This window comes from Pseudomonas sp. R4-84 (genome assembly GCF_054130985.1).
Genome location: NZ_CP096390.1, coordinates 3,766,648 through 3,791,298 on the forward strand (window position 1 = coordinate 3,766,648; position 24,651 = coordinate 3,791,298).

The window sequence follows — 24,651 nt, forward strand, 5'->3', positions numbered from 1 at the left end:
TCAACGACCCTGCGCCGCTTTGGCCGCCTGCTGTTGCCGAGCCTGTTCGGTCAGTCGAGCCTTTTCTTCGGGACTCATCGCCTCCAAGCGCAGGCGGGCCTGGGCGATTTTCTCCAGTTGTCCCGGGCTGTTCTCCTCCGCCCGCAAGGCCGTCGCCAGCGACGCCACGGTCGGATGATCGAAGACCAGTCCCGGATGGATGTCGCACTGCAACAGCTTGCGAATACCGGCCACCAACTTGATCACCAGCAGCGAGTGACCGCCGGCCGCGAAGAAGTCGCGATCGATGCCCAACCGTTCGAGCCCAAGCAATTGGGCCATGCGCGCAGCGAGCAATTGTTCGAGTCCATCACGGGGTGCGACGCCCTCTTCATCGCTCGTCGCGACGGCCAAGTGCTGCAACGCCTGGCGATCGATCTTACCGTTGGCCAGCCGTGGAAAGCGTTCGATCAGGTGCCAATGCTGCGGCACCATCACGCCGGGCAAGCGTGCGCTCAGCTCGGCGCGCACGGTGTCCAGCACATCCGTAGGCAAGCCTTGCGCTGCCACGATAAATGCCAGCAAACCTTGCTCGGCCGAGGTGGCTGGCACCACCAGCGCCTCGGTTACTTGTGGCAGGCGCAGCAGCTGGGCTTCGATTTCCGCCAGTTCGATACGAAAGCCCCGCACCTTGACCTGCTGATCGCGCCGCCCCTGCAGTTGAATGCCGCCGTCCGGGCGATAACGCGCCAGGTCACCCGTGCGGTAGAGGCGCTGCGCCGGATCGAACGGGCTCTGGATGAACGTTTGTCCATCGGCCCCGGCGTTCAGATAACCCCGGCACAGTTGCGCCCCGCCCAAGTACAACTCACCCGGCACGCCCACCGGTGCCAGGCGTAAATCAGCATCCAGGATATAAACCTGATTGTTGCCCAGCACCTGGGTCAGCGCCGAACAATCCTCAGCGGCACCCTCCAGCGACACCGGATGGATCATTACCCCGACCGTGGCTTCCGTCGGCCCGTAGTGGTTGAACACTCGGCAATCGCTACGCAACCGAGCGATGCGCTCGATCAATGTCGGCGCAATCGGCTCACCGCCGAGCACCAGGGTACGCGGCAATGTCGCCTGCTCGCTGTCGAGCAATGCCGCGAGGTGCGATGGCACGATTTTCAGGCAATCGATCTGTTGCCGCCGCATGAACGTGGCAAACAACGCGCCGTCCTGCATCTGCTCGTCACTGGCAACGTGCAGCGTCGCGCCATTGAACAGCGCGCCAAACAGCGCCGTGTTGCCCAGGTCCGCCGCCACGGTGGAGCTGAAGGCGACATGTGTGCACTGATCCAGCGCCAACGCCTGGCTGGCCTGGGCGGTGTAGTTGAGCAATTGCCGATGCTCGATCACCACGCCTTTGGGCACACCGGTGGAGCCGGACGTAAACAACACATAGGCGATGTCGTTGCCCTTGGTCGCCAGCGCCGGCAAGGGCTCGCTCGACGGACTCAGCCCGGCCAACGTCAGCACGTTACATGGCGGGTCCTGCCACGCCGGCAGGTGCGCCGCATCGGTGACCACCACTGCGGCGCCCGCCTGCTCCAACATCAACGCCTGACGGGCCTGGGGCCATTGGATATCCAGCGGCAGATAGACCGCACCGATGCGCCATGCCGCCAGCATCGCGATCACCAGATCCGCCGAGCGCGGCAAGGCCAGGGCGACGATCGAGCCCTTACTCAGGCCTTGCTCTTGGAGGCCGAGGGCCACGCGTTCGACCTGCTCATTCAACTGGCCGTAGCTCAAGGACTGGTGGGCGTCGGTCAGCGCGATGGCCTCCGGCGTCCGTAGCGCCAGGTCCGCGATGCGTTGCGGCAGATAGCGGTTATCGCTCAATACTTGCATCGGCGGGTTGATCGCGCGCAAGCGCTGTTCCTCGCTGCGGCCCAGCAGGTTGAGCTGCGCGAGCGGCGTTTGCGCATCCGCCAGGATAGAGGCCAGCAGCACGTCGTATTGTTCCAACACGGTGCTGGCGGTGGCTTTCGAATAACGAGCGTCGGCGTATTGCAGGTCGATCGCGGCAAGCTGCTGGGCATCCTCCAATCGAACCTGCAGCAGTAGCTCAAGCGGATCGGTCCGGACAGGCAAAGACTCCTGCCACTTCAAACCGGCGTCGCTGTGGACGAAACTTGCTCGACCGATCGCGAAACCATAGGCCGGATACGCCGCGTAAGGTGCCAGTTCCGGCACCCAATATTCCTGCCAGGTGCGATGCGCCTCAAGGCCCGCCGCCAACTGCATCAGCCACTCACTGAACGGCGCGTTGGGGGGCAACGGCACGCAAAGCGGCAGGGTCTTCTCGAACACGCCAATGGCGCTGGCGAAGTAGTCATAATCGCTGCGGCTGTCGTGACGCACGCCCACCAGTGCCTGGTCGGAACCGCTCAGGCGTCCCAGCAGCACCCACCATGCGCCCTGTAATAACGTCTCCAACGGTTGCCCGAGCTCATCGGCCAAGCGCTGCAAAGCATCGCGCCGGACCGGTTCCAGCTCCAATGAAACACGGGCATCGACGGTCCCGCTGCCGGCGCGGCGTGCCGCCAGCCATGGCGTGTCGATCTGCGCCTGCAATCCTTGCAGATGTTGCTGCCAATAGGTTCGCGCGGTGGCGGCATCTTCATCCAGGACCACTTCGCTGCGCCATTCCAGGTACTGGGCGAACTCTCCCGGCGCTTCGTCTTCCGAGCACTGGCCCGCATACGCTTGCCGTACCTGTCCAAGCAGCAGGTTCATCGATGGCGCATCGGCACTGTAGCGGGCGATGCCCAGCAGCAGTTGCCATTGCCGTGGCGCCAAACGATAAAGCACCGCCTGGACGCCAGCCGATTCGCCGACCACGAACGCCCGGCCGAGGGTTTCGTTGACCTGTGCCTGGACCTCTGCAACGGGCTGTTCGCTTGCGTTTATCGTCAGCGGGAAGCGCCCGGCCTGGGCAACCTGACGCAAGCCGTGGAAACCTGCGACCTTGACCAACCGCGCCAGCAGCATCGGCTGCTGCGTCGCCAGCCTGTCGAAAGCGCCCTGCAATCGCTGCGGGTCAAGGTCGCCGTCGATAGCCACGCTTACCCAACGCAAGGCCTCGCCAGTGGTCACCGTGCCCGACAATTGCTCAAGGACCCGTTGCTGCTCGGGCGCCAGGGCGAAACCCGCGTCCTGCACGTCCATCATCACCTCGTTCATGCTCCGGTTTCCTCGGTACTGAATACGCCCCGGGCGGATTGCCCGACGGTCGCGGGCCGTTGCAGGCTGGCGTGGTCGTACATATCACCCATGGCGACCACGATCTTGCGTGGCCCTTCGAACGGGTCGCGGGCATGGGCCACCAGCATGTTGTCCAGCAGGATCACATCGCCTTTGCGCCAGTCGAAACGCACCGCGCAGGCTTCGTACAACTCACCGATACGCGCCATCACCTCGTCTTCGATCGGTGTGCCGTCGCCGTAGTAGACATGCCGGGGCATGCGGTCCAGGCCGTACATCGACAACAGGTCCTGGCGCACGTCCGGCTCCAGCCAATGGATGTGATGCAACTGCACTTGGTTGAAGAAAGATTTTTCCCCGGTGATCGGGTGCGTGATGATTGCCGGCCCTGGCGTACGGGTTTGCAATTCATCGTTATCGAGCCAACGCCACTGGATGCCGCCGGCCCGGCAACGGGCCTCCACTTCGCGGCGATCCTCGGTCTTGAAGAAGTGCTGCCACGACACGTCGAGTTTGTCGGTGAAGGTGCGTACGTAGAGCAGCCCCTTGTCCTCGAATTTTTCGCGCAGGTCCGCCGGCAGTTTTTCGTACATCAGGCGGCAGTCCACCACCGGGGTCGCGCCGCCCACGGGCGCCGCTTGCTCGCAATAGAACATCTGCTTGCGCGGCCAGCGATCCTGGTGGGAGCTCTCGTTGTGGAACAGGATCATCTTGCGTTCCGGGTATGGCGTGGAACGGTAGGTGTTCTTGCCGCCTTCCTTTTTCGGCAAATCGCCGTACTGGCCGTACAACCCCGGTTGAATCGCTTCGGCGAACGCTTCGAAACCCTGGATGCCGTCCAGCTCGAAACCACGGAAGAGGATGCCAGCGTGTTCGGCCAGCTTTCGCTCGATCAATGGCCGGTTCTGCCGGATCCACTCGATAACGTCGAGGTGCGGGTCGCCGGGCTCCAGCATCAATGGGAACCGCTGTGGCGCCGCCACCAGGGATTCACGCACCAGCGCCGGACGCGGCCGCGCGGCCGGTGTCGCCGATCGCTTGAGGAACTTGCCCAGTTTGTCGGCCTTGGGCCCCGGGACGTTGGCAGGCGTGGCGGCTGTCGCCACGTTGTCGACTGGCATGCTGATAGCTCCCAATTGAATATCCTGATCAGCGACGATCTGTTCCAACAGGGTCGTCCAGGCCCCGATCAGGTACCGGACGCGCCCATGTCCGAACAAGCGTGTGGCGAACTGCCAATTACCGCGCAATTGCCCTTCTTCTTCGTCAACGAACAATGCCATGTCGAATTTAGAATGGTTCTGCAGCGCTGGCAGGAACTCCACGCTCAAGCCCGCCATGGAGCGCGTGCGCACCGGCACGTTGTTCATCACGAACAGCACCTGGAGCAACGGGTTCATGCCTTTGTGACGAGGCACGCCCGAGGCATCGACGATCTGGTCGAGCGGCAAGTCCTGATGCTCCAGCGCGCCGAGCAAGTCGTCCTGGGTCTGGGCCAGGAACCGCGTGAACGTCATGCCCGCATCGAAGCGCGAGCGCAGCGGCAATACGTTGACGAAGAAGCCGATCAAGCGCTCCAGCTCCGGTTGCTCGCGCCCCGCCACGTCAGCGCCCACCACCAGATCCTGCGCGGCGCAGAGGCGATGCAACAACACTTGGAACGAGGCCAGCAGCGTGCTGTACAGCGTGACGCCGGCTTCGCTCGATAACTGCCGCAATGCCGCGCTGAGTCCGGCAGACAGTTCGAACTGCAACGCATCGCCCTCATACGACGAGGTCTGCCCGCGAGGGTTGTCCAGCGGCAGGTCGAGACGCCCGTTGTAGCCATCGAGCCGTTGCTTCCAATAGTCGGCCTGGCGCGCCAGAACGCCTTGCTCTTCCAACGCCTGTTGCCAGAGGGCGAAGTCATGGTATTGGACCTCCAGCGGCGCCAGCGGCATCGGTTCATGGCGCGAAGCGGCTTCGTAGATCTGCACCAGTTCGTTGATCAACAGCCCCATCGACCAGCCATCGGAAATGATGTGGTGCATGGCGTACAACAACACGTGTTCGGTGGGGTTCAGGCGCAGGATTCGCCCACGCAGCAGCGGCGCCTGCTCCAAGTCGATCGGCGTGCGAGCATTGTCCAGCGTCGCCTGGGCCACCTGTTCCAGCTGGGCACCGGGCGATAGATCGCAGAGATCGACCAGCGGGAAATCCAACCGGACTTCGTCGGCAATCAGCGCCAGCGGATCGCCTTCGTCGTCCTGGACGTACGCGGTGCGCAGTACAGCGTGACGGCGCGTCACTTCGGCAAAACTGCTCATCAGGCGTTCGACCGATAACTCGCCGCACAAGCGCAGGGCCATGGGCATGCCATACGCGGAAGTGCCACCGGACAGCTGCTCGGCGATCCACAACCGCCGTTGCACCAGCGACAGCGGAGCCGATTGCCTTGGCCCGTGGGCCTTGAGCCGGACCTTGCTGGAGTCGCCGGCGCGCACGCTTGCATCACCGGTCCCGCTCATCAGCGCCGCCAATGCGCTGAGGCGTGGATGATCGAACAGATCACGCAAGCTCAGCGGATAGCCCGTGAGTTTGCGCAGCCGAGAGATGGCCTGGGTCGCCAGCAATGAGTGACCGCCGCGCTCGAAGAAATGATCGTTGCGACCGACCTGGTCCACTTCCAGGACTTCGCGCCAGACGTCGGCGATCTGTTGCTCCAGTTCGCTTGCGGGTGGCGCGTAACCGTTTTGCGTCGCCCCGGTTTCCACACCCGGCAACGCCTTGCGGTCAAGCTTGCCGTTGGGGGTCAACGGCAGGTGATCGAGGAACAGCCAGTGCGCCGGGATCATGTAGTCGGGCAGATGCTCCTTGAGGCGGGCCTTGAGTGGATCGCGCAGGGTGTCGGCGTCCAGCAAGGCCACCACGTAGGCGACGAGTTGCTGCCCTCCCGGCCCTTCCTGGGCCAGCACCGCCACCTCCTTGACCTCGGGCTGTTGCAGCAGTCGCGCCTCGATTTCCCCCAGCTCGATACGGAAACCACGGATCTTCACCTGATGGTCGATGCGGCCCTGGTATTCGAGCGCACCGTCGTCGCGATAACGGCACAGGTCGCCGGTGCGGTACAGGCGTTCGCCGGTGGTGGAGAACGGGTTGGGCACGTATTTTTCGGCGGTCATCGCCGCGCGGCCAAGGTAACCCCGGGTGATGCCCGCGCCGCTCAGGTACAGCTCAGCCGACACGCCCTGGGGGACCGGTTGCAGGTTGGCGTCCAGCAGGTAGCTGGCGGTGTGCTTGAGTGGGCGACCGATGTTGGCCGTGCCACCTTGGGTGCGGCGGGTCCAGGTTGAGTAAGTGGTGTCTTCCGATGGGCCGTACAAATCGTAGACATGCTCAACACCTCCACCAACCTGGTAGAGGGCATCCACCAGGCTCTGCTTTAGCGGCTCACCGGCCAGGTTGATGATGCGCACGCTCTGCGGGATATCCCCACTGCGCTGCAACGCCGCGATGGCCGAGGGCACGGTGTTGATCAGGCGCACCTGGTCGCGGGCCGGCAGGTGCGGCAGTTCCAGGGCATTGCGAGCGATGATCAGCGAACCGCCGTTGGCCAGGGTCACGAACAGCTCCCACACCGACAGGTCGAAGCACACCGAGGTGGAGGCGAGTACGCCTTGGATGTCGTCGCGGCTGTAGACGGTTTTCGACCAGTCGATCAGCGCCAGAACGTTGCGGTGGGCGATGGCCACGCCTTTGGGTTTACCGGTGGAACCGGAGGTGTAGATGACGTAGGCGAGGTTATCTGGTGTGAGCGCTGTGTCCGGTGTTTTTAAGGGATATGAGGTCAATTCAACCCGATCCAGCATCAGCACTTCGGTTCCAGCCGGAACGGTCAACGTCTGCGCCACAGCCTGCTCGGTCAACAGCACCTTCGCCCGGCTGTCGTCGAGCATGTAGGCCACGCGTTCGGCCGGGTAATCCGGGTCAAGCGGCACGTACGCGCCGCCAGCCTTGAGCACCGCCAGCAAGGCGATCAGCAGTTGCTCGGAGCGCGGCATCGCCACGCCCACGCGCACTTCCGGGCCGACGCCCAGCTCGATCAGTTTATGGGCCAGACGATTGGCGCGGCCGTCGAGTTCGCTGTAGCTCAGGCGAATATCATTGAACGTCACCGCCAAGGCGTCCGGGGTGTTTTCCGCTTGGCGGGCAATCAATTGATGGATGCATAGGTCTTGCTCGAACGGCGCATCCACCGGATTCCAGTCATGAATCAGGCGCTGGTGTTCATCGAATTCCAGCATCGACAGCTCACCCAACGGGCGCTCGCCATTAGCCGTCATCTGTCCGAGCAACTGAGCCAAATGCCCCGCCAACCGCTCCACGGTAACCGCCGAGAAACTCGCCTGCTGATAACTCATGTGCACCGATAACTGCCGCTCCAGCCCCACCAACAGCGTCAACGGATAGTTGGTCTGCTCCTGAGTGATCGGCGAACCAAAGCGCAAACCGTCCGGTGCGCCCTGCTCCAAGGCCTCGGCGATCGGGTAGTTCTCGAACACCAACAAACTGTCGAACAACGCGTCGCCGCCCTGCCCGGCCCAGCGCTGGATGTCCAGCAACGCGGTGTGCTCGAACTCGCGCAAGGCGAGGTTCTGCGCTTGCACCGCTTGCAGCCAGCTGTCCAAAGACTGCTCGGCCCGAGGGCTGGCGATCACCGGCAAGGTGTTGATGAACAAACCGATCTGCTGCTCGATGCCAGGCAGGTCCGCCGGACGACCGGCCACCGTCGCACCGAAGGCAACCGTTTCCCGACCGGTGTAGCGTTGCAACAGCAGCAACCACGCCGCCTGCACAAGCGTGTTCACCGTGACTTTCGAGGCACGCGCGAAGGCTTCCAGGCGACGGGTCAGGGCTTCGTCCAGCACCTGCACATGATCGCCATAACCAACACCAGCGTCCGTGGGTTTGGCCACCGCGTCAGCCAGCCGCGTCGGCGCCTCCAGGCGTTTCAGCAAAGGTTTCCAGAACGCTTCGCTGACCGCCGCGTCCTGGCGTTGCAGCCAGGCGATGTAGTCCCGATAACGACCGCCCGATACGGCGACGGACTGCCCGCTGTAGCGTTGCAGCACTTCGCCAAGCAGTTGCGAATTGCTCCAGCCGTCCATGAGGATGTGATGGCAGGTGTAGATCAGGTGATAACGATCGTCCGCCACGCGCACGACCACCAACCGCAACAACGGCGCCGCGTCCAGGGCAAACCCTTGTTGGCGCTGGGCCGTTGCGAGGTTTTCCAGATAGTGAGCCAGGTCCGCATTTGCGCGCCCGTCCTCAAGCTGCAACACAACGTCGACGCGCTTGTACACCACCTGCAATGCATGCTTGAAATCGCCGTCCCAGACAAACCCGCTGCGCAGCACGTCATGGGTATCCGTGGCCGCCTGCCAGGCCAGGCGGAAGCGTTCGACGTCCAGCCCTTGGACCTCCACGCGCATCTGGTTGATGTAGTGGCCGGCCTGTTGCTCGTACAGCGTGTGAAACAGCATGCCCTGCTGCATCGGCGACAGCGGATAAAGGTCCTCCACCTCTCGCGCCACCAGCGGCAACGCGTCCAATTGCTCCTGGTTCAGCCCGGCGAGGGGGAAGTCCGACGGCGTGAAGCCGTGGCGTTCGGTCTGGCAACAGTGGTCGATCAGCGCCCGCAATTCCCGAGCGTAATCCTCTGCCAGCGCCTGGATCGTCGCTTCGTCGAACATCTGCGTGCTGAAGCTCCAATCGATGCTCAACTCGCCGGCATAGACGCTGCCATTGAGTGTCAACCAGTTATCCAGCGGTGCCAATGGACTCTGCGCCGCGCCCGCCGATTCGCTGGCCGGGACAAACAGCCCATTGGCCGCTTCGTTGAAGCCGCTGTCGAACTGCCCCAAGTAATTGAAGGTGATGCGCGGCACCGGCAGTGCCGCGAGGGCACGACGCGTCGGTTCATCGCCCAGATAACGCAGCACGCCGAAGCCAAGCCCTTTGTCGGGGATCGCCCGCAGTTGCTCCTTGATCGCCTTGATCGAGCCTTCGGCGGTCGCCGTCGGGGTCAGACGCACCGGGAACAGGCTGGTGAGCCAACCCACGCTGCGGCTCAGGTCCACATCATCGAAGAGGGCCTCGCGGCCATGGCCTTCCAACTGGATCAAGGTCGACGCCTGGGAAGTCCAGCGGCCGATCACCCGGGCCAGCGCCGTCAATAGCAGGTCGTTGACCTGGGTGCGATAGACCGCCGGGGCTTGCTGCAACAATCGTTGTGTCAGTGCTTTGTCCAGCCGCGTCTGGACTTGCGCCCCATGACACCTACGCAAATCACCGTGGGGGTAGTCGCAAGGCAGGTCGGGGCGAGCGCCGTCCAGTTGCGCCTGCCAGTAAGCGACTTGGCCTTGCAACGCCGCACTGCTGGCATGGGCATGCAACCGTTGCGCCCAAGTCTGTGCAGACGTGGTCTTGGCCGGTAACGTCGGCATCTGGCCGGCCTGCAATTGGTCGTATGCCTGTTGCAAATCTTCCAGCAGCACCCGCCAGGACACGCCGTCCACCACCAGGTGATGAATCACCAACAACAACCGCTGGCTGCCATCAGCCAAGGTCGCCAGGACACCGCGCAGCAGCGCGCCACTGCCCGGTTCAAGACTGCGCTGGGCGTGTTCGGCCAGGCGTTCGAGGGCCGGCGCGTCGGGAACCTCGGCGGCCCACAACAGCGGCGAGCGTTGCCACAACGCACGGTGATCGGCCAGGGTGTTATGGCGAGCGATCCAGGCGCCATCCTCATGGGCGAAGGCCAGGCGCAACGCATCGTGATGTTCGGCCACGGCCTGCAACGCCTGCTCCAGATGCCCGGCGTGCACCGGCCGCACGCTTTTGAGCAGTACCGACTGGTTCCAGTGATGGGGCTCGGCCATGGCCTGCTCGAAAAACAACTGCTGGAACGGCAGCAGCAGCGCCTCGCCCGTCACCGGGCCCTGGTCGATGACCGGCCCGCCGTCTCCCGTTGTCGCCACGCCGGCCAAACCCTGGATGGTCTGGTGCAGGAACAGGTCCTTGGGGCTCAAATGAAGGCCGGCCTGCCGGGCCCGGCTCACCACCTGAATGGAGATGATCGAATCGCCGCCCAGTTCGAAGAAATTGTCGGTCACACCCACGCGCTCGCGTCCAAGCACGCTTTGCCAGATATCGACCAGCGTCTGCTGCTGCGCCGTCATGGCTGCGATGTAGGCCTGGGGATGGGCGCTCGGCTCGGCCTTGGGCAGTGCCTTGCGCTCGAGCTTGCCGTTGGGGCTGACCGGCATTTTTTCCAGCCACACCCAGTGTTGCGGCACCATGTAGTCGGGCAAGGATTGGCTCAGATGTTCCCTGAGGCGTGCTTGCAGCGCCTGGCGAACGGCGCCATCGGCGGCGAGCAGCTCGGCGCGCGCCGGCACCAGATAAGCCACCAGCAGCGTGCCGTCCTGGGCCAGGACCACGGTTTCGCGCACGGCATCGTGTTCGGCCAGGCGCGCTTCGATTTCACCCAACTCGATGCGCAGGCCACGGATCTTCACTTGATGGTCGATCCGCCCGGCGTATTCGATCACGCCGTCGGGGCGATAGCGCGCCAGATCGCCGGTCCGATACAAGCGCTGACCATGGCCGAACGGCCCGGTGACGAAGCGCTCGGCGGTCAACGCCGCGCGTCGGTGGTAACCCCGCGCCAGCCCTTCGCCCGCCAGATACAACTCGCCGATCACCCCCACCGGAACCGGCGACAATTCATCGTCGAGGATGTAGGTGCCGAGGTTGGCGATCGGTTGGCCGATGGGCACGCTGTCGCGGCCCTCCTCGACACAGGTCCAGTGAGTGACGTCGATGGCCGCCTCGGTCGGGCCGTAGAGGTTGTACAGGTTGGCGTTCGGCAATTTGGCGAACACCTGCTGCTGGGCATCCACCGGCAGCGCTTCGCCGCTGCAGACGATCCGCTTCAAACCGGTGCATTCGGCCACGCGCGGGTCCTGCATAAACGCCTGGAGCATTGACGGCACGAAGTGCAGCGTGGTGATGCCCTGGGCCGTGATCAAGTCGATCAACTGCGCCGGGTCACGGTGGGCGCCCGGCGCGGCCACCACCAGCGTCGAACCGGTCAGCAGCGGCCAGAAGAACTCCCACACCGACACGTCGAAACTGAACGGTGTCTTTTGCAGCACGCTGTCCGAGGCATCGAGGCCATACGCCTGTTGCATCCAGCACAGCCGGTTGACCAGGGCGCGATGGCGATTGCCCGCACCCTTGGGCTTGCCGGTGGAGCCGGAGGTGTAGATCACGTAAGCCAGGTTTTCGCCGTGGACTTCGACGCCTGGATTGCCGACGCGGTTGGCATACAAGCCGTCATCGGGCAGGTCCAGCACCAGGCTGCGCAGCCCTACCGGAATCGGTAAGGAATCGATTAAATGTCGCTGAGTCAGCAGCAAGCCGATGCCGCTGTCGTCGAACATGTAGGCCAGGCGATCGCGCGGATATTCGGGGTCCAGGGGCACGTAGGCGCCGCCGGCCTTGAGGATCGCCAACAGCCCCAGCACCATCTCCACGGAACGCTCCACGGCGATGCCCACCAGCACGTCGGGGCCGACGCCCTGGTCGATCAACCGATGGGCCAAACGGTTGGCCCGGGCGTTGAGTTCACGGTAGCTCAGGCGCTGCTCGCCGAAGACCAGCGCAGGCGCGTCCGGGGTCCGGCGCACTTGCTCCTCGATCAGGCTTTGCACGCTGCGGTCGAGCGGGTAATGCTGCGCCGTCGCGTTCCAGTCGCTGAGCATGTGCCGGCGCTCGTCCTCATCCAACAGCGCCCACTGCACCACCGGGCGATGCAGGTCTTGCACCAGCTCGTGCAACAGGTTGAGCCAATGCCGGGCCATGCGCTCGATGGTCGCCGGCTCGAACAGATCCGTCGCATAGGTCAGGGCCGCGTGCAAGCCCTGCGGGCCCTCGACCGTGTCCAGGCTCAGGTCGAATTGCGCGGTACGCTGCGTCCAGCCCAGGGGCTCGACGCAAAGGTCCGGCAAGGCATTGGCGAACGCCGAATCGGTTTCGTTGCGGTGGTTGAACATTGCCTGGAACAACGGGCTGTGGCTGAGGTTGCGCTGCGGCTGCAAAGCATCCACCAGTTGCTCGAAAGGCAGGTCCTGGTGCATCTGCGCGGCCAGGGCCGTCTGCTTGAGCTGCTGCAACAGAGCGGCGCCGGTCAGCCCATTGTGAAACTCGCTGCGCAGGACCTGAGTGTTGACGAAGAAACCAATCAGTCGCTCGGTTTCCAGTCGTTGACGGTTGGCGATCGGCACGCCGACGCGGATGTCGGCCTGGCCGCTGTAGCGGTGCAGCAGCGCCTGGAAAGAGCCGAGCAACAGCACGAACAGCGTGACGTTTTCCCGTCGGGCCAGGGCCTTGAGGTTCGCGCTCAAGGCAGCGTCCAGCCTGATCGGCAGGCGTGCGCCGCGCAGGCTTTGCTGCGCCGGGCGTGGACGGTCGGTGGGCAGTTCCAGCAGCGGTTGCTCACCGCCCAGTTGCCCGGACCAATAGGCCAATTGGCGATCCCGCTCACCGGCCGCCATCCATTGCCGCTGCCAGACGGCGTAGTCGGCGTATTGCACCGCCAATGGCGGCAGATGCGCTTGCTGGCCTTGGGCGAAGGCCGAATACAGGCTCATCAGGTCATCGACCATCACCTGCAAGGACCAGCCATCGGAGACGATGTGATGCAGCGTCAGCACCAGGATGTGATCCTGCTCATCCACCTCCAGCAGTGCCACGCGCAGCAATGAATCAGTCAACAGATCGAAGGGGCGCTGTGTCTGCTGTTCGACAAAGGCCTGGATCTCATCCTCTTTCAGGCGCTGCTCGACGAAGTCGACCTCACCCTGCTCGCGAATGACTTGGCAGGTGCGCCCACCCTCTTCGACGAATACAGTGCGCAAACTTTCGTGACGCGCCACCAGCGCGGCGAAACTCTCGCGCAGCGCATCCTTGTCCAGCGTGCCGCGCATCCGCAGGGCCGTGGGGATGTTGTAGGCGGCGCTGTCCGGGTCCATTTTCCACAGGAACCATTGGCGTTCCTGGGCAAACGACAGCGGCAGTGGCGCATCGCGAGGCACCGGCACCATTGCCGGAGCCTGTTCGCCTGGCGTGGCCTCGAAGGCTGCGACAAACGCCTGCAAGGTGCTGTGTTCGAACAGGCTGCGCAGCGGCACCTCGATGCCCAGCACCCGACGGATTCGCGAGACCACTTGGGTCACTAGCAGCGAATGCCCGCCCAATTCGAAGAAGTTGTCCTCCAGGCCCACGCGCTCAAGCTTGAGCACGTCCTGCCAGATCGCCGCGACTTGTTGCTCGACCTCACTGCGAGGCGCCACGTAGGCCTGTTGCAGATCGCTGGCGTCGGGCGCCGGCAAGGCCTTGCGATCGATCTTGCCATTGGGTGTCAGTGGCAATCGGGCCAGGAACAACAGGTGCGCCGGGACCATGTAGTCCGGCAACTGCGCCTTGAGGGCTGCCTTGAGCGCGACGCGCAACGGCGCATCGGGCTCCGGCACCGCGCCGCTGGCAGGCACGACGTAGCCCACCAGTTGCGCACCGGTCGGGCCCTCGTGGGCGACCACCACGGTTTCGCGCACGCTGTCCTGGGCCAGCAGCGCGGCTTCGATTTCCCCGAGTTCGATGCGCAGGCCGCGGATCTTCACCTGATGGTCGATGCGGCCGAGGTATTCGACCACGCCTTCGGGGCGATAGCGGGTCAGGTCGCCGGTGCGGTACAGCCGTTCGCCGGCGGTGGAAAACGGGTCCGGTACGAAGCGTTCGGCGGTCAGCCCCGGGCGCTGGAAATAACCACGGGCAAGGCCGGCGCCGCCGATCAGCAGCTCACCCGGCGCGCCGGGCGGATTGAGGGTCAGGTCGCCGCCGACGACGTACAGCGCGGTATTGTCCAGCGGCTGGCCAAGGAACGGCCGGTCGCGCTCGGGGCTCAATGGATGCGCGGCCGACCAGATGGTGGTTTCGGTAGGGCCATAGAGGTTCCAGAGCTTTGGCGAAAGCGCCAGCAGTCGCTGCGCCAGTTCCTGGGGCAAGGCTTCGCCGCCGCACAGGAATGTCCGGCCGGCGAGCACCGATGCCCGCTCATGGTCGAGCAGCATGCGCCAGCTCGACGGCGTGGCTTGCAGCACGCTGATGTCGTGATGCTCGACCAGCGCCAGCACCGCTTGCGGATCCTGATGCACGTTCTGCCCGGTCAGGACGATGCTGGCCCCGGCGCAGAGCGGCCCGTAGATTTCCAGGCCGAAAATATCGAAGGAAAAGGTCGTCAGCGACAACATGCGATCGCTGGCCGCGAGCCCCGGCTGGGCGATCATGCTGGTGATGAAATTGCTCAGCGCACCATGGCGCACCATCACGCCCTTGGGCTTGCCGGTGGAGCCGGAGGTGTAGATGACGTAGGCCAGGTGCTCGCCGGTCGGCGATACGGCCGGGCAGGTTTTCGGAGCCTCTTGCAGCGCGGCGTCCCGCTGATCGAGCAGCAGGGTCCGGAGCGTCGACGGGATCGGCAATCGCGCCTGCAAACGGGCCTGGGTCAGCAGCAACCCGATGCCGCTGTCTTCGATCATGTAGGCCAGGCGATCCTCGGGATACGCCGGGTCCAGCGGTACGTAGGCGCCGCCGGCCTTGAGGATCGCCAGCAGGCCGACAATCATCTCAATGCTGCGCTCCACCGCGATGCCCACCAGCTCGCCGGGGGACACGCCCAGATCAATCAAGCGGTGGGCCAGTTGATTGGCGCGGGCGTCCAATTGCCGGTAGCTCAGGGATTGTCCGTCCACGGTCAGTGCCAGTGCGTCGGGGTTCTGCTGCGCCTGTTCAGCGATGCGCTGGTGCACGCACACGGCTCCGGCGCCGTGGTCGGCGACGCGCAGCCATTGCTGTTGCGTGAATCGCTGTTGCGCCGGGTCGAGCAGCGGCAGTTCGCCGACCCGCTGGCGGGGTGCATCGACAATGCCTTGCACCAGGTTTTGCCAATGCGCGGCCAGGCGCTCGATGGTCTGCGGTTCGAAGAGGTCGGTGGCGTAGGTCAGCTCCGCGGCGATGCCCTGCTCGGTTTCGTAGGTACCAAGGGTCAAGTCGAACTGGGCGGTGCGCCCTTCCCACGTCAGGTCCTCGACGCGCAGTTGCGGCAGGTGCGTCTGCCGGCGACCCGTAGCATCGGCGTTCTGGTGGTTGAACATCACCTGGAAGATCGGGCTGTGGCTGAGGCTGCGCTCTGGTTGCAGGGCTTCGATCAGTTGCTCGAACGGCAGGTCCTGATGGGCCTGGGCCGCCATGGCCGCTTGCTTGACCTGGGCGAGCAAGCCATCGAATGGCTGCTGCCCATCGACGTGGGCGTTAAGCACCTGGGTATTGACGAAAAAGCCGATCAGCCCTTCGGTCTCGACCCGGTTGCGGTTCGCCGTCGGCACGCCGACGCGGATCTGCGGCTGGCCGCTGTAGCGGTGCAGCAACGCCTGGAACGAGGTGAGCAAAACCATGAACAGGCTGGCGCCTTCTCGCTGGGCCAGTTGTTTCAGCGAGGCAGCCAGCTCCGGCGCCAGTGTCAAATCCAGCCGCGCGCCACGAAGGCTTTGCACCGGGGGACGCGGATGATCGAACGGCAGCTCCAGCACCGGTTGCTCGTCGCCCAGGGTCTGCACCCAATAGGCCAACTGGCGCTCACGTTCGCCGGCTTCCAGCCAATGGCGCTGCCAGATGGCGTAGTCGGCGTATTGCACCGGCAGCTCCGGCAATACAAGCGGCTGGCCGTCTGTGTCGGCGGCGTAACAGCGCACCAGTTCGTCTACCAACACGCGCATCGACCAGCCATCGGCAATGATGTGGTGCTGGATCAGCACCAGCACGTGGTCGTCCTCGGCGACTTTCAACAGCGAAACCCGCAGCAACGGCCCCTGGCGCAAATCGAACGGACGCGAGGTTTCGCCTTCGACGTATGCCTTGATGCGCGCGTCCTCGCTGATCGGTGAACCAGCAGGCAGCGCCTCGACAGCGATGCTCAGGGGCATCTGCCGGTGGATAACCTGAACGGCTTGCTCGCCGTGCTCGCTGAACGTGGTGCGCAAGCTTTCGTGGCGCTCGACCAAAGCGTTGAAGCTGCGTTCCAGCGCCGGCACGTCCAATCGTCCTTTGAGACGCAGGGCGCTGGGGATGTGATAGGCCGAACTGTGCGGCTCCATTTGCCAGAGGAACCACTGACGCTCCTGGGCGTAGGACAGCGGGATATGCTCGAACCCGGAACGCACCTTGGGGATCGGCAGGTTGGCCGGCGAGACGCCCTCTTCCAGCATCTTCTCAAGGTACAGCCTGCGTTTGTCCAGCGGCAGAGTGATAAAGCGCTTGGCGACCCTCAAAGCAACACTCTTGTCCATCAGACTTCCTCCATTTCATCAAGCAGGGCGTCCAGCTTGTTCAGTTTCTCTTCATTGATTGGCCCGTCCGTGCTGTCGAGTCGGGCGACGAAATCCTGCAGGACGGGGTGCTGGAACAGCAGTTGCGGGGTCAGGCTCAACCCCAGTTCGAGGGTCATGCGCGAGACGGCGGTGACCGCCAGCAGCGAGTGGCCGCCCAACTCGAAGAAGTGATCGTTCAGGCCCACGCGCTCGACGGTGAGCACCTGGGCCCAGATCGCCGCAACTTGCTGTTCCAGTTCGCTGATCGGTGCTTGGTATGCGTTTTGCGATCGCCCGGCCTCGATGCCCGGCAACGCCTTGCGGTCAAGCTTGCCGTTGGGGGTCAGCGGCAGGTGATCGAGGAACAGCCAGTGCGCCGGGATCATGTAGTCGGGCAGATGCTCCTTGAGGCGGGCCTTGAGTGGATCGCGCAGGGTGTCGGCGTCCAGCGAGGCCACCACGTAGGCGACGAGTTGCTGCCCGCCCGGCCCTTCCTGGGCCAGCACCGCCACCTCCTTGACCTCGGGCTGTTGCAGCAGTCGTGCCTCGATTTCCCCCAGCTCGATACGGAAGCCGCGGATCTTCACCTGATGGTCGATGCGGCCCTGGTATTCGAGCGCACCGTCGTCGCGATAACGGCACAGGTCGCCGGTGCGGTACAGGCGTTCGCCGGTGGTGGAGAACGGGTTGGGCACGTATTTTTCGGCGGTCATCGCCGCGCGGCCAAGGTAACCCCGGGTGATGCCCGCGCCGCTCAGGTACAGCTCAGCCGACACGCCTTGGGGGACCGGTTGCAGGTTGGCGTCCAACAGGTAGCTGGCGGTGTGCTTGAGTGGGCGACCGATATTGGCCGTGCCACCTTGGGTGCGGCGGGTCCAGGTTGAGTAAGTCGTGTCTTCCGATGGGCCGTACAAATCGTAGACATGCTCAACACCTCCACCAACCTGGTAGAGGGCATCCACCAGGCTTTGCTTCAGCGGCTCACCGGCCAGATTGATGATGCGCACGCTCTGCGGGATATCCCCACTGCGCTGCAACGCCGCGATGGCCGAGGGCACGGTGTTGATCAGGCGCACCTGGTCGCGGGCCGGCAGGTGCGGCAGTTCCAGGGCATTGCGAGCGATGATCAGCGAACCGCCGTTGGCCAGGGTCACGAACAGCTCCCACACCGACAGGTCGAAACACACCGAGGTCGAGGCCAGCACGCCTTGGATGTCGTCGCGGCTGTAGACGGTTTTCGACCAGTCGATCAGCGCCAGAACGTTGCGGTGGGCGATGGCCACGCCTTTAGGTTTGCCGGTGGAACCGGAGGTGTAGATGACGTAGGCGAGGTTGTCCGGTGTGACCGCTGTGTCCGGCGCTTTCAAGGGATATGAGGTCAACTCAACCCGATCCAGCATCAGCACTTCGGTTCCAGCCGGAACGGTCAACGTCTGCGCCACAGCCTGCTCGGTCAACAGCACCTTCGCCCGGCTGTCGTCGAGCATGTAGGCCACGCGTTCGGCCGGGTAATCCGGGTCAAGCGGCACGTACGCGCCGCCAGCCTTGAGCACCGCCAGCAAGGCGATCAGCAGTTGCTCGGAGCGCGGCATCGCCACGCCCACGCGCACTTCCGGGCCGACGCCCAGCTCGATCAGTTTATGGGCCAGACGATTGGCGCGGCCGTCGAGTTCGCTGTAGCTCAGGCGAATATCATTGAACGTCACCGCCAAGGCGTCCGGGGTGTTTTCCGCTTGGCGGGCAATCAATTGATGGATGCATAGGTCTTGCTCGAACGGCGCATCCACCGGATTCCAGTCATGGGTCAGGCGCTGGTGTTCATCGAATTCCAGCATCGACAGTTCACCCAAGCACAGCTCGCCATTAGCCGTCATCTGTCCGAGCAACTGAGCCAGATGCGCCGCCAACCGCTCCACGGTAACCGCCGAGAAACTCGCCCGCTGATAACTCATGTGCACCGACAACTGCCGCTCCAACCCCACCAACAGCGTCAACGGATAGTTGGTCTGCTCCTGGGTGATCGGCGAACCAAAACGCAAACCATCCGGTGCGCCCTGCTCCAAGGCCTCGGCGATCGGGTAGTTCTCGAACACCAACAAACTGTCGAACAGCGCGTCGCCGCCCTGCCCGGCCCAGCGCTGGATGTCCAGCAACGCGGTGTGCTCGAACTCGCGCAAGGCGAGGTTCTGCGCTTGCACCGCTTGCAGCCAGCTGTCCAAAGACTGCTCGGCCCGAGGGCTGGCGATCACCGGCAAGGTGTTGATGAACAAACCGATCTGCTGCTCGATGCCAGGCAGGTCCGCCGGACGACCGGCCACCGTCGCACCGAAGGCAACCGTTTCCCGACCGGTGTAGCGCTGCAACAGCAGCAACCACGCCGCCTGCACAAGCGTGTTCACCGTGACTTTCGAGGCACGCGCGAAGGCTTCCAGGCGACGGGTCAGGGCTTCGTCCAGCACCTGCACATGATCGCCATAACCAACACCAGCGTCCGTTGGTTTGGCCACCGCGTCAGCCAGCCGCGTCGGCGCCTCCAGGCGTTGCAGCAAAGGTTTCCAGAACGCTTCGCTGAGCGCCGCGTCCTGGCGTTGCAGCCAGGCGATGTAGTCCCGATAACGACCGCCCGATACGGCAACGGACTGCCCGCTGTAGCATTGCAGCACTTCGCCGAGCAACTGCGAATTGCTCCAGCCGTCCATGAGGATGTGATGGTGGCTGTAGATCAGGTGATAACGCTGCTCGTCGAGACGCACGATCATCAGCCGCATCAGGGCCGGCGCACTCAAGTGAAGTTGCTGGCGTTCGGCATCGGCCAGGGCCCGCAGGGTCTGGTCAGGCGATAACTCACCGCGCAGATCCTGCACGTTGTAAGGCAGTTGCAGGTACTTGCTGACCACTTGCACCGGCGCCGGCAAATCACCCTGCCAGACAAACCGCGTGCGCAGGATGTCATGGGCATCCACCGCCGCTTGCCAGGCCTGGCGGAAGCGTTCCGGGTCCAGCCCTTCGACGTCCAGGCGCAGTTGGTTGATGTAGTCGCCGCTCGCGTCGCCATACACACCATGGAACAGCATGCCTTGTTGCATCGGTGACAACGGATACAGGTCGACGATCTGCGCTGGAGGCAGCGCCAGTCCGTCCAGTTGCTGCTGGTTCAGGCTCGCCAGCGGGAAGTCCGACGGCGTCACGCCGCTGTGCTCGCCCCGGCAGCAATGCTCGATCAGCCGCTGCAGTTCCATCCCATAATCGTCGGCCAGCGCCTGGATGGTGGACTCGTTGAACTGCTCGCGGCTGAAGGTCCAGCCCAGGTCCAGTTCGCCGCCGAACACCTGGCCGTTCAAGGCCAGCGCATTGGACAGCGGTGCTTCGGCGTCCAGCTCATCGCCGGCGGCTTCGTGGGCCGGCACGAACAAAGCGCCGTCGGCTTCGTTGAAGCTGGCGTCGAACTGGCCCAGGTAGTTGAAGGTCAGGCTGGGCGTCGGCAGCCCGGCCAGGATCGCCCGCGTCGCGTCATCCGCCAGATGGGCCAGGGCGCCGAAACCGAGGCCCTTGTCGGGCATCGCCCGCAGTTGCTCCTTGATCTGCTTGAGGCAATCGCCCAAGTCCGCCCGAGGCGTGAGCCGCGCCGGGTACAGGCTGGTGAACCAGCCGACGGTGCGAGTCAGATCGACGTCGTCGAACAAGGCTTCGCGGCCATGGCCTTCAAGCTGGATCAGCGCACTGTCGCTGCCGGTCCAGCGCACCATCACCCGCGCCAGCGCGGTGAGCAGCAGGTCGTTGACCTGGGTGCGATAAGCCTTGGGCGCGTCTTGCAGCAGTTGCCGGGTCAGCGTGGCGTCGAGTCGTGTGCGCACCGTCACGGCCAGGCGGTTCTGCTGGCCGCCTGCCGGGTTATCCATCGGCAACGAGGCATCGACGTCTTCGAGCTGGGCTTGCCAGAACGCCAGTTCCTGCGCCAGCCGGTTGCTGCCGGCATGCGCTTGCAGGCGCTCGGCCCAGGCCTGCGCGGAGGTGGTCTTCAGCGGCAGTCGCAGCGCCGCACCGCTGGACAACTGACGATAGGCGCTTTGCAGGTCCTCGAACAGGATTCGCCACGACACGCCGTCGATCACCAAGTGGTGCACCGCCAGCAACAACCGCTGGGTACCATCGCCCAGCGTCGCCAGGACTGCCCGCAGCAACGGCCCATCTTGCAGGTCCAGGCTGCGTTGGGCCTCATTGGCGATGCCTTGCAAGGCCTGCGCATCAGGTGCGTCCATAGTCCAGAGCAGGTCTTGGCATTGAATGTCGGCGAGACGGTAAACCGCCCTCCAGCCTTCGGCCTGCTCGGTGAAGCTCAAGCGCAGGCCATCATGATGCTCTAACAACGCATTCAAAGCCTGGTTCAAAACCGATGCATCCAGGCGTTCGGTCGCCTTGAGCATCACCGCCTGGTTCCAGTGATGACGCTGCGGTATCGCCTGTTCGAAGAACACCCGCTGCACCGGCAACAGCGCCAGTTCACCGGTCACCGGACCCTGATCGATGACTTGGGCGGCGTCACCCTGGCGAACCACGGTCGCGAGTGTTTCCAGGGTCTGGTGCTGGAACAGGTCCTTGGGCGTGAAGTGCATACCGGCCTGGCGGGCGCGGCTGACCAACTGGATCGAGACGATGGAATCGCCGCCCAGTTCGAAGAAATTATCCCGCAGGCCCACGCGTTCAAGCTTGAGCACGTCCTGCCAGATCGCCGCCAGTTGCTGTTCCAGCGCAGTGCGCGGCGCCAGGTAGGCGTGTTGCGATTGGCTGGCGTCGGGCTTGGGCAGGTTCTTGCGGTCGAGCTTGCCGTTGGGGGTCAGTGGCAGGCATTCGAGCAGCAGCAGATAGGCCGGAATCATGTGCGCCGGCAACGTCGCCTTGAGCTGCTCACGCAAGTGCTCGGCGAAGTCTTCACGGGCAGGTTCTGCCGCCACCACATAGGCGACCAGACGCTTGCCGCTGCCGGCGGTGCCTTCCTGGGCCACGACCACCGCTTCGCGCACGCCATCGAGGGCTTGCAGACGGGCTTCGATTTCACCGAGTTCGATGCGGAAACCACGGATCTTCACTTGGTTGTCGATGCGGTCCAGGTAATCGAAAGTGCCGTCGGCGCGCTGGCGCACCAGGTCTCCGGTGCGATACAGCAAGCCGCCGGCGCTGAACGGGTCGGCGACAAAACGCTCGGCGGTCAGCCCCGGTCGGTTCAGGTAACCGCGAGCCAATCCCGTGCCGCCCAGATACAGCTCACCGGCCATGCCTTGGGGCAACAGGTTAAGGTCGGCATCGAGCACGTAGGCACTGCGGTCGCCGATGCGGCTGCCGATGGGCGCGTAGGCAGCGCCACAACACGCCTCGCGACCGGCCTTCCAGATCAGCGGCGTGACCACCGTTTCGGTCGGACCGTAACCGTTGATGATGTACTCAGGACGCAAGGCGCGCTTGACCCGCTCGAAACTGGCGTTGGGCACCGCGTCGCCGCCGAAGCAATAGATGCGCACCTTCGGCGGGTTGCCTTCACGCTCGGCGTGCTCGGCCAGTTGTTGCAGGTACACCGGCGGGAACGCCACCACCGTCACACCGTGCTCGTGCATGGCGTTGTAGGTTTGCTCCGGGGTCCAAAGGCTGTCGTCGCGAATCAGCAGCGACGCACCGTGGGTCAGGCTGGTGAGCCAGCGCTCGTGGGCGCCGTCGAACGCGAACGACATGAAATGGAATTCGCAATCGCTGTCGCGCATTTCATAACGCTCGCCAATGGCCTGGCAGTGCATCGCCAGCGGACCGTGGGCCACGCTGACACCCTTGGGGTTGCCAGTGGAACCGGAGGTGTAGATCACGTAGGCCAGGTTGTGCGGGTCGGGTTGGACGTTGGGCGCGCTGGTCGGCAGTTCGCGCAGATCGATACGGTCCAGCTCCAGCAACGGCAACGACTCATCCACGGGCAACTGGGCCGATACCGAGGAATCGCTGACCAGCAGCGCCAACCCGGCGTCCTTCATCAAATAAGCCAGGCGTTCGCGGGGATAGCTGACGTCCAACGGCACGTAGGCAGCGCCGGCCTTGAGCACCGCCAACAGCGTGACGATCACCTCTTCGCTGCGCGGCAGGGCCACGCCGACTCGGGTTTCCGGGCCGACGCCGCGGCTGATCAAGGCGTAGGCCAGTTGGTTCGCGCGCCGATCGATCTCGCCGTAGCTGACGTGTCGGTCGTTGAAAATCACCGCCGTGCGTTGCGGGCGCTCGGCGGCCAGCGCGGCGATGCGCTGGTGCACGGGGATGTTTACCGGGTACGGCTGCGGGTGGTTGTCGGCCTGTTGGCGCGTGTGTTCGGCGCCGTTGGCCAGGGCGATTTCACCCAGATTGCGTCCGGCGTCCTGGCTGAATTGCTCAAGCAGATGCAGCAGATGAGTGCCGATGTGATCAATCATCTCGTCGGCGAACTGCCGACGCTCGTAACTGAAGTGCAGCGCCAATTGTTCGCCGAGGGTAACCGCCACGCTCAGTGCGTAATGCGTCTGCTCACGGTTGGCAACGTCGCCGAATGTGACATCGCTGGCAGTGCCTTGCTGCAAAGCCTGGGCAATCGGATAGTTTTCGAATACCAAGAGGTTGTCGAACAGCGCCTCGCCGCCCTGCCCGGCCCAACGCTGGATGTCCGCCAGCGGCGTGTGTTCGAACTCCCGCAGGCTCAGGTTCTGGTCCTGCACCGTTTGCAGCCACTGGCCGACCGTCTGGTCCGGACGCGGGCTGCCGATGACCGGCAAGGTGTTGATGAACAGGCCGACCTGCTGCTCGATCCCCGGCAGATCCGCCGGGCGACCGGCAACCGTCGCGCCAAACGTCACGGTCGGGTGCCCGGTATAGCGTTGCAGCAACAGCAGCCAAGCCGCTTGCACCAGCGTGTTGAGGGTGATTTTCTGCTGGCGGGCAAACGACTCCAGTGCCTGGGTGCGCGGCATGTCGAGGGTCAGGAAATGATCGCCGTGACCGCTCTCGCCGCTGTCCGAGGCCGCGCGGGCGAGTCGGGTCGGCTCTTGCAACGGGGCCAGCTGTGCGCTCCAGAAATCCTGGCTGAGCTGGCCGTCCTGGCGTTGCAGCCAAGCGATGTAGTCGCGATAACGCCCAACAGTGCTGGCCGGGGCGCGGCCGTTGTAGCGCTGCATCACCTCGCCGAGCAACTGCGAGTTGCTCCAGCCATCCATCAGGATGTGGTGATGGGTGTAGATCAAATGCCATTGCGCCGCTCCGGTCTGCACCAGCACCAGGCGCAACAGCGGCGCCTGGCTCAAGTCGAAACCTTGGGCACGCTCGGCCTCGGCCAACGCGGCGAGGGCGTGGGCCGGGTCGGCATGCTCGCGCCAGTCCAGCACCGTGAACGGCAACTGCACCTGCTTGTGAACGATCTGCAGCGGTTGCGGCCATTCACCTTCCCAGACGAAGCCGCTGCGCAAAACATCCTGCGCCGCGACAGTGGCCTGCCACGCCGCACGGAAGCGCTCGGCATCCAGGCCTTGCACGTCCACCCGCAATTGATTGACGTATTCGCCGGCCGCCTGCTCGTACAACGTGTGGAACAACAAGCCCTGCTGCATCGGCGACAGCGGATAGACATCATCCAACTGACCGGCCGCCACTGGCAGATGATCGAGTTGCGATTGGGTGATCCGCGCCAGCGGAAAGTCCGACGGCGTGGCTTGCGGTTCCGCCAGGTTGACGCAATGGTCGATCAGCGCCTTGAGCTCGACGGCGTATTGATCGGCCAGTTGCTGCACGGTCGTGCTGTCGAACATGTCACGGCTGAAGCCCCAGCTCATCGCCAGCTCGCCGCCATGCACCTGCCCTTCCACCGTCAGCCAGTTGGCCAGCGGTGCCGTCGGGTCCTGGGCGACGCCACTGCCTTCGCCGGACGGCAGGAACAGCGCCGCCTCAT

General features: G+C 64.2%; 3 protein-coding genes (1 of these 3 only partly in view). All 3 read right to left on the reverse strand.

Features of this window, described 5'->3' with window-relative positions; genetic code table 11:
- Tightly spaced (each overlapping or abutting the next), the 3 genes in view from M1D68_RS17215 to M1D68_RS17225 form a layout consistent with a single transcriptional unit that may run on beyond the window.
- Nucleotides 1–3,213 (reverse strand): non-ribosomal peptide synthetase, encoded by a 3,213-nt coding sequence (locus M1D68_RS17215; RefSeq protein WP_457967880.1) that lies wholly within the window; start codon nt 3,211–3,213, stop codon nt 1–3.
- The gene (locus M1D68_RS17220; RefSeq protein ID WP_457967882.1) at nt 3,210–16,685 is read right to left on the reverse strand and encodes a non-ribosomal peptide synthase/polyketide synthase; all 13,476 of its coding nucleotides are present in this window, start codon (nt 16,683–16,685) and stop codon (nt 3,210–3,212) included. The genes M1D68_RS17215 and M1D68_RS17220 overlap by 4 nt, the downstream gene beginning before the upstream one ends.
- Nucleotides 16,685–24,651, reverse strand: the 3' portion of a protein-coding gene (locus M1D68_RS17225) for a non-ribosomal peptide synthase/polyketide synthase (protein WP_457967884.1). 4,354 nt of this gene lie beyond the right edge of the window; the window shows 7,967 of its 12,321 coding nt (coding positions 4,355–12,321); its start codon lies off the right edge, out of view — the gene reads right to left on this strand; the stop codon is at nt 16,685–16,687. Before M1D68_RS17225 ends, M1D68_RS17220 begins: the two co-directional genes overlap by 1 nt.

Excerpts from the sequence above, each read along its gene's own strand:
- M1D68_RS17220 (WP_457967882.1), bottom strand. The coding sequence starts at position 16,685 with ATGGACAAGAGTGTTGCTTTGAGGGTCGCCAAGCGCTTTATCACTCTG.
- M1D68_RS17215 (WP_457967880.1), bottom strand. The coding sequence starts at position 3,213 with ATGAACGAGGTGATGATGGACGTGCAGGACGCGGGTTTCGCCCTGGCG.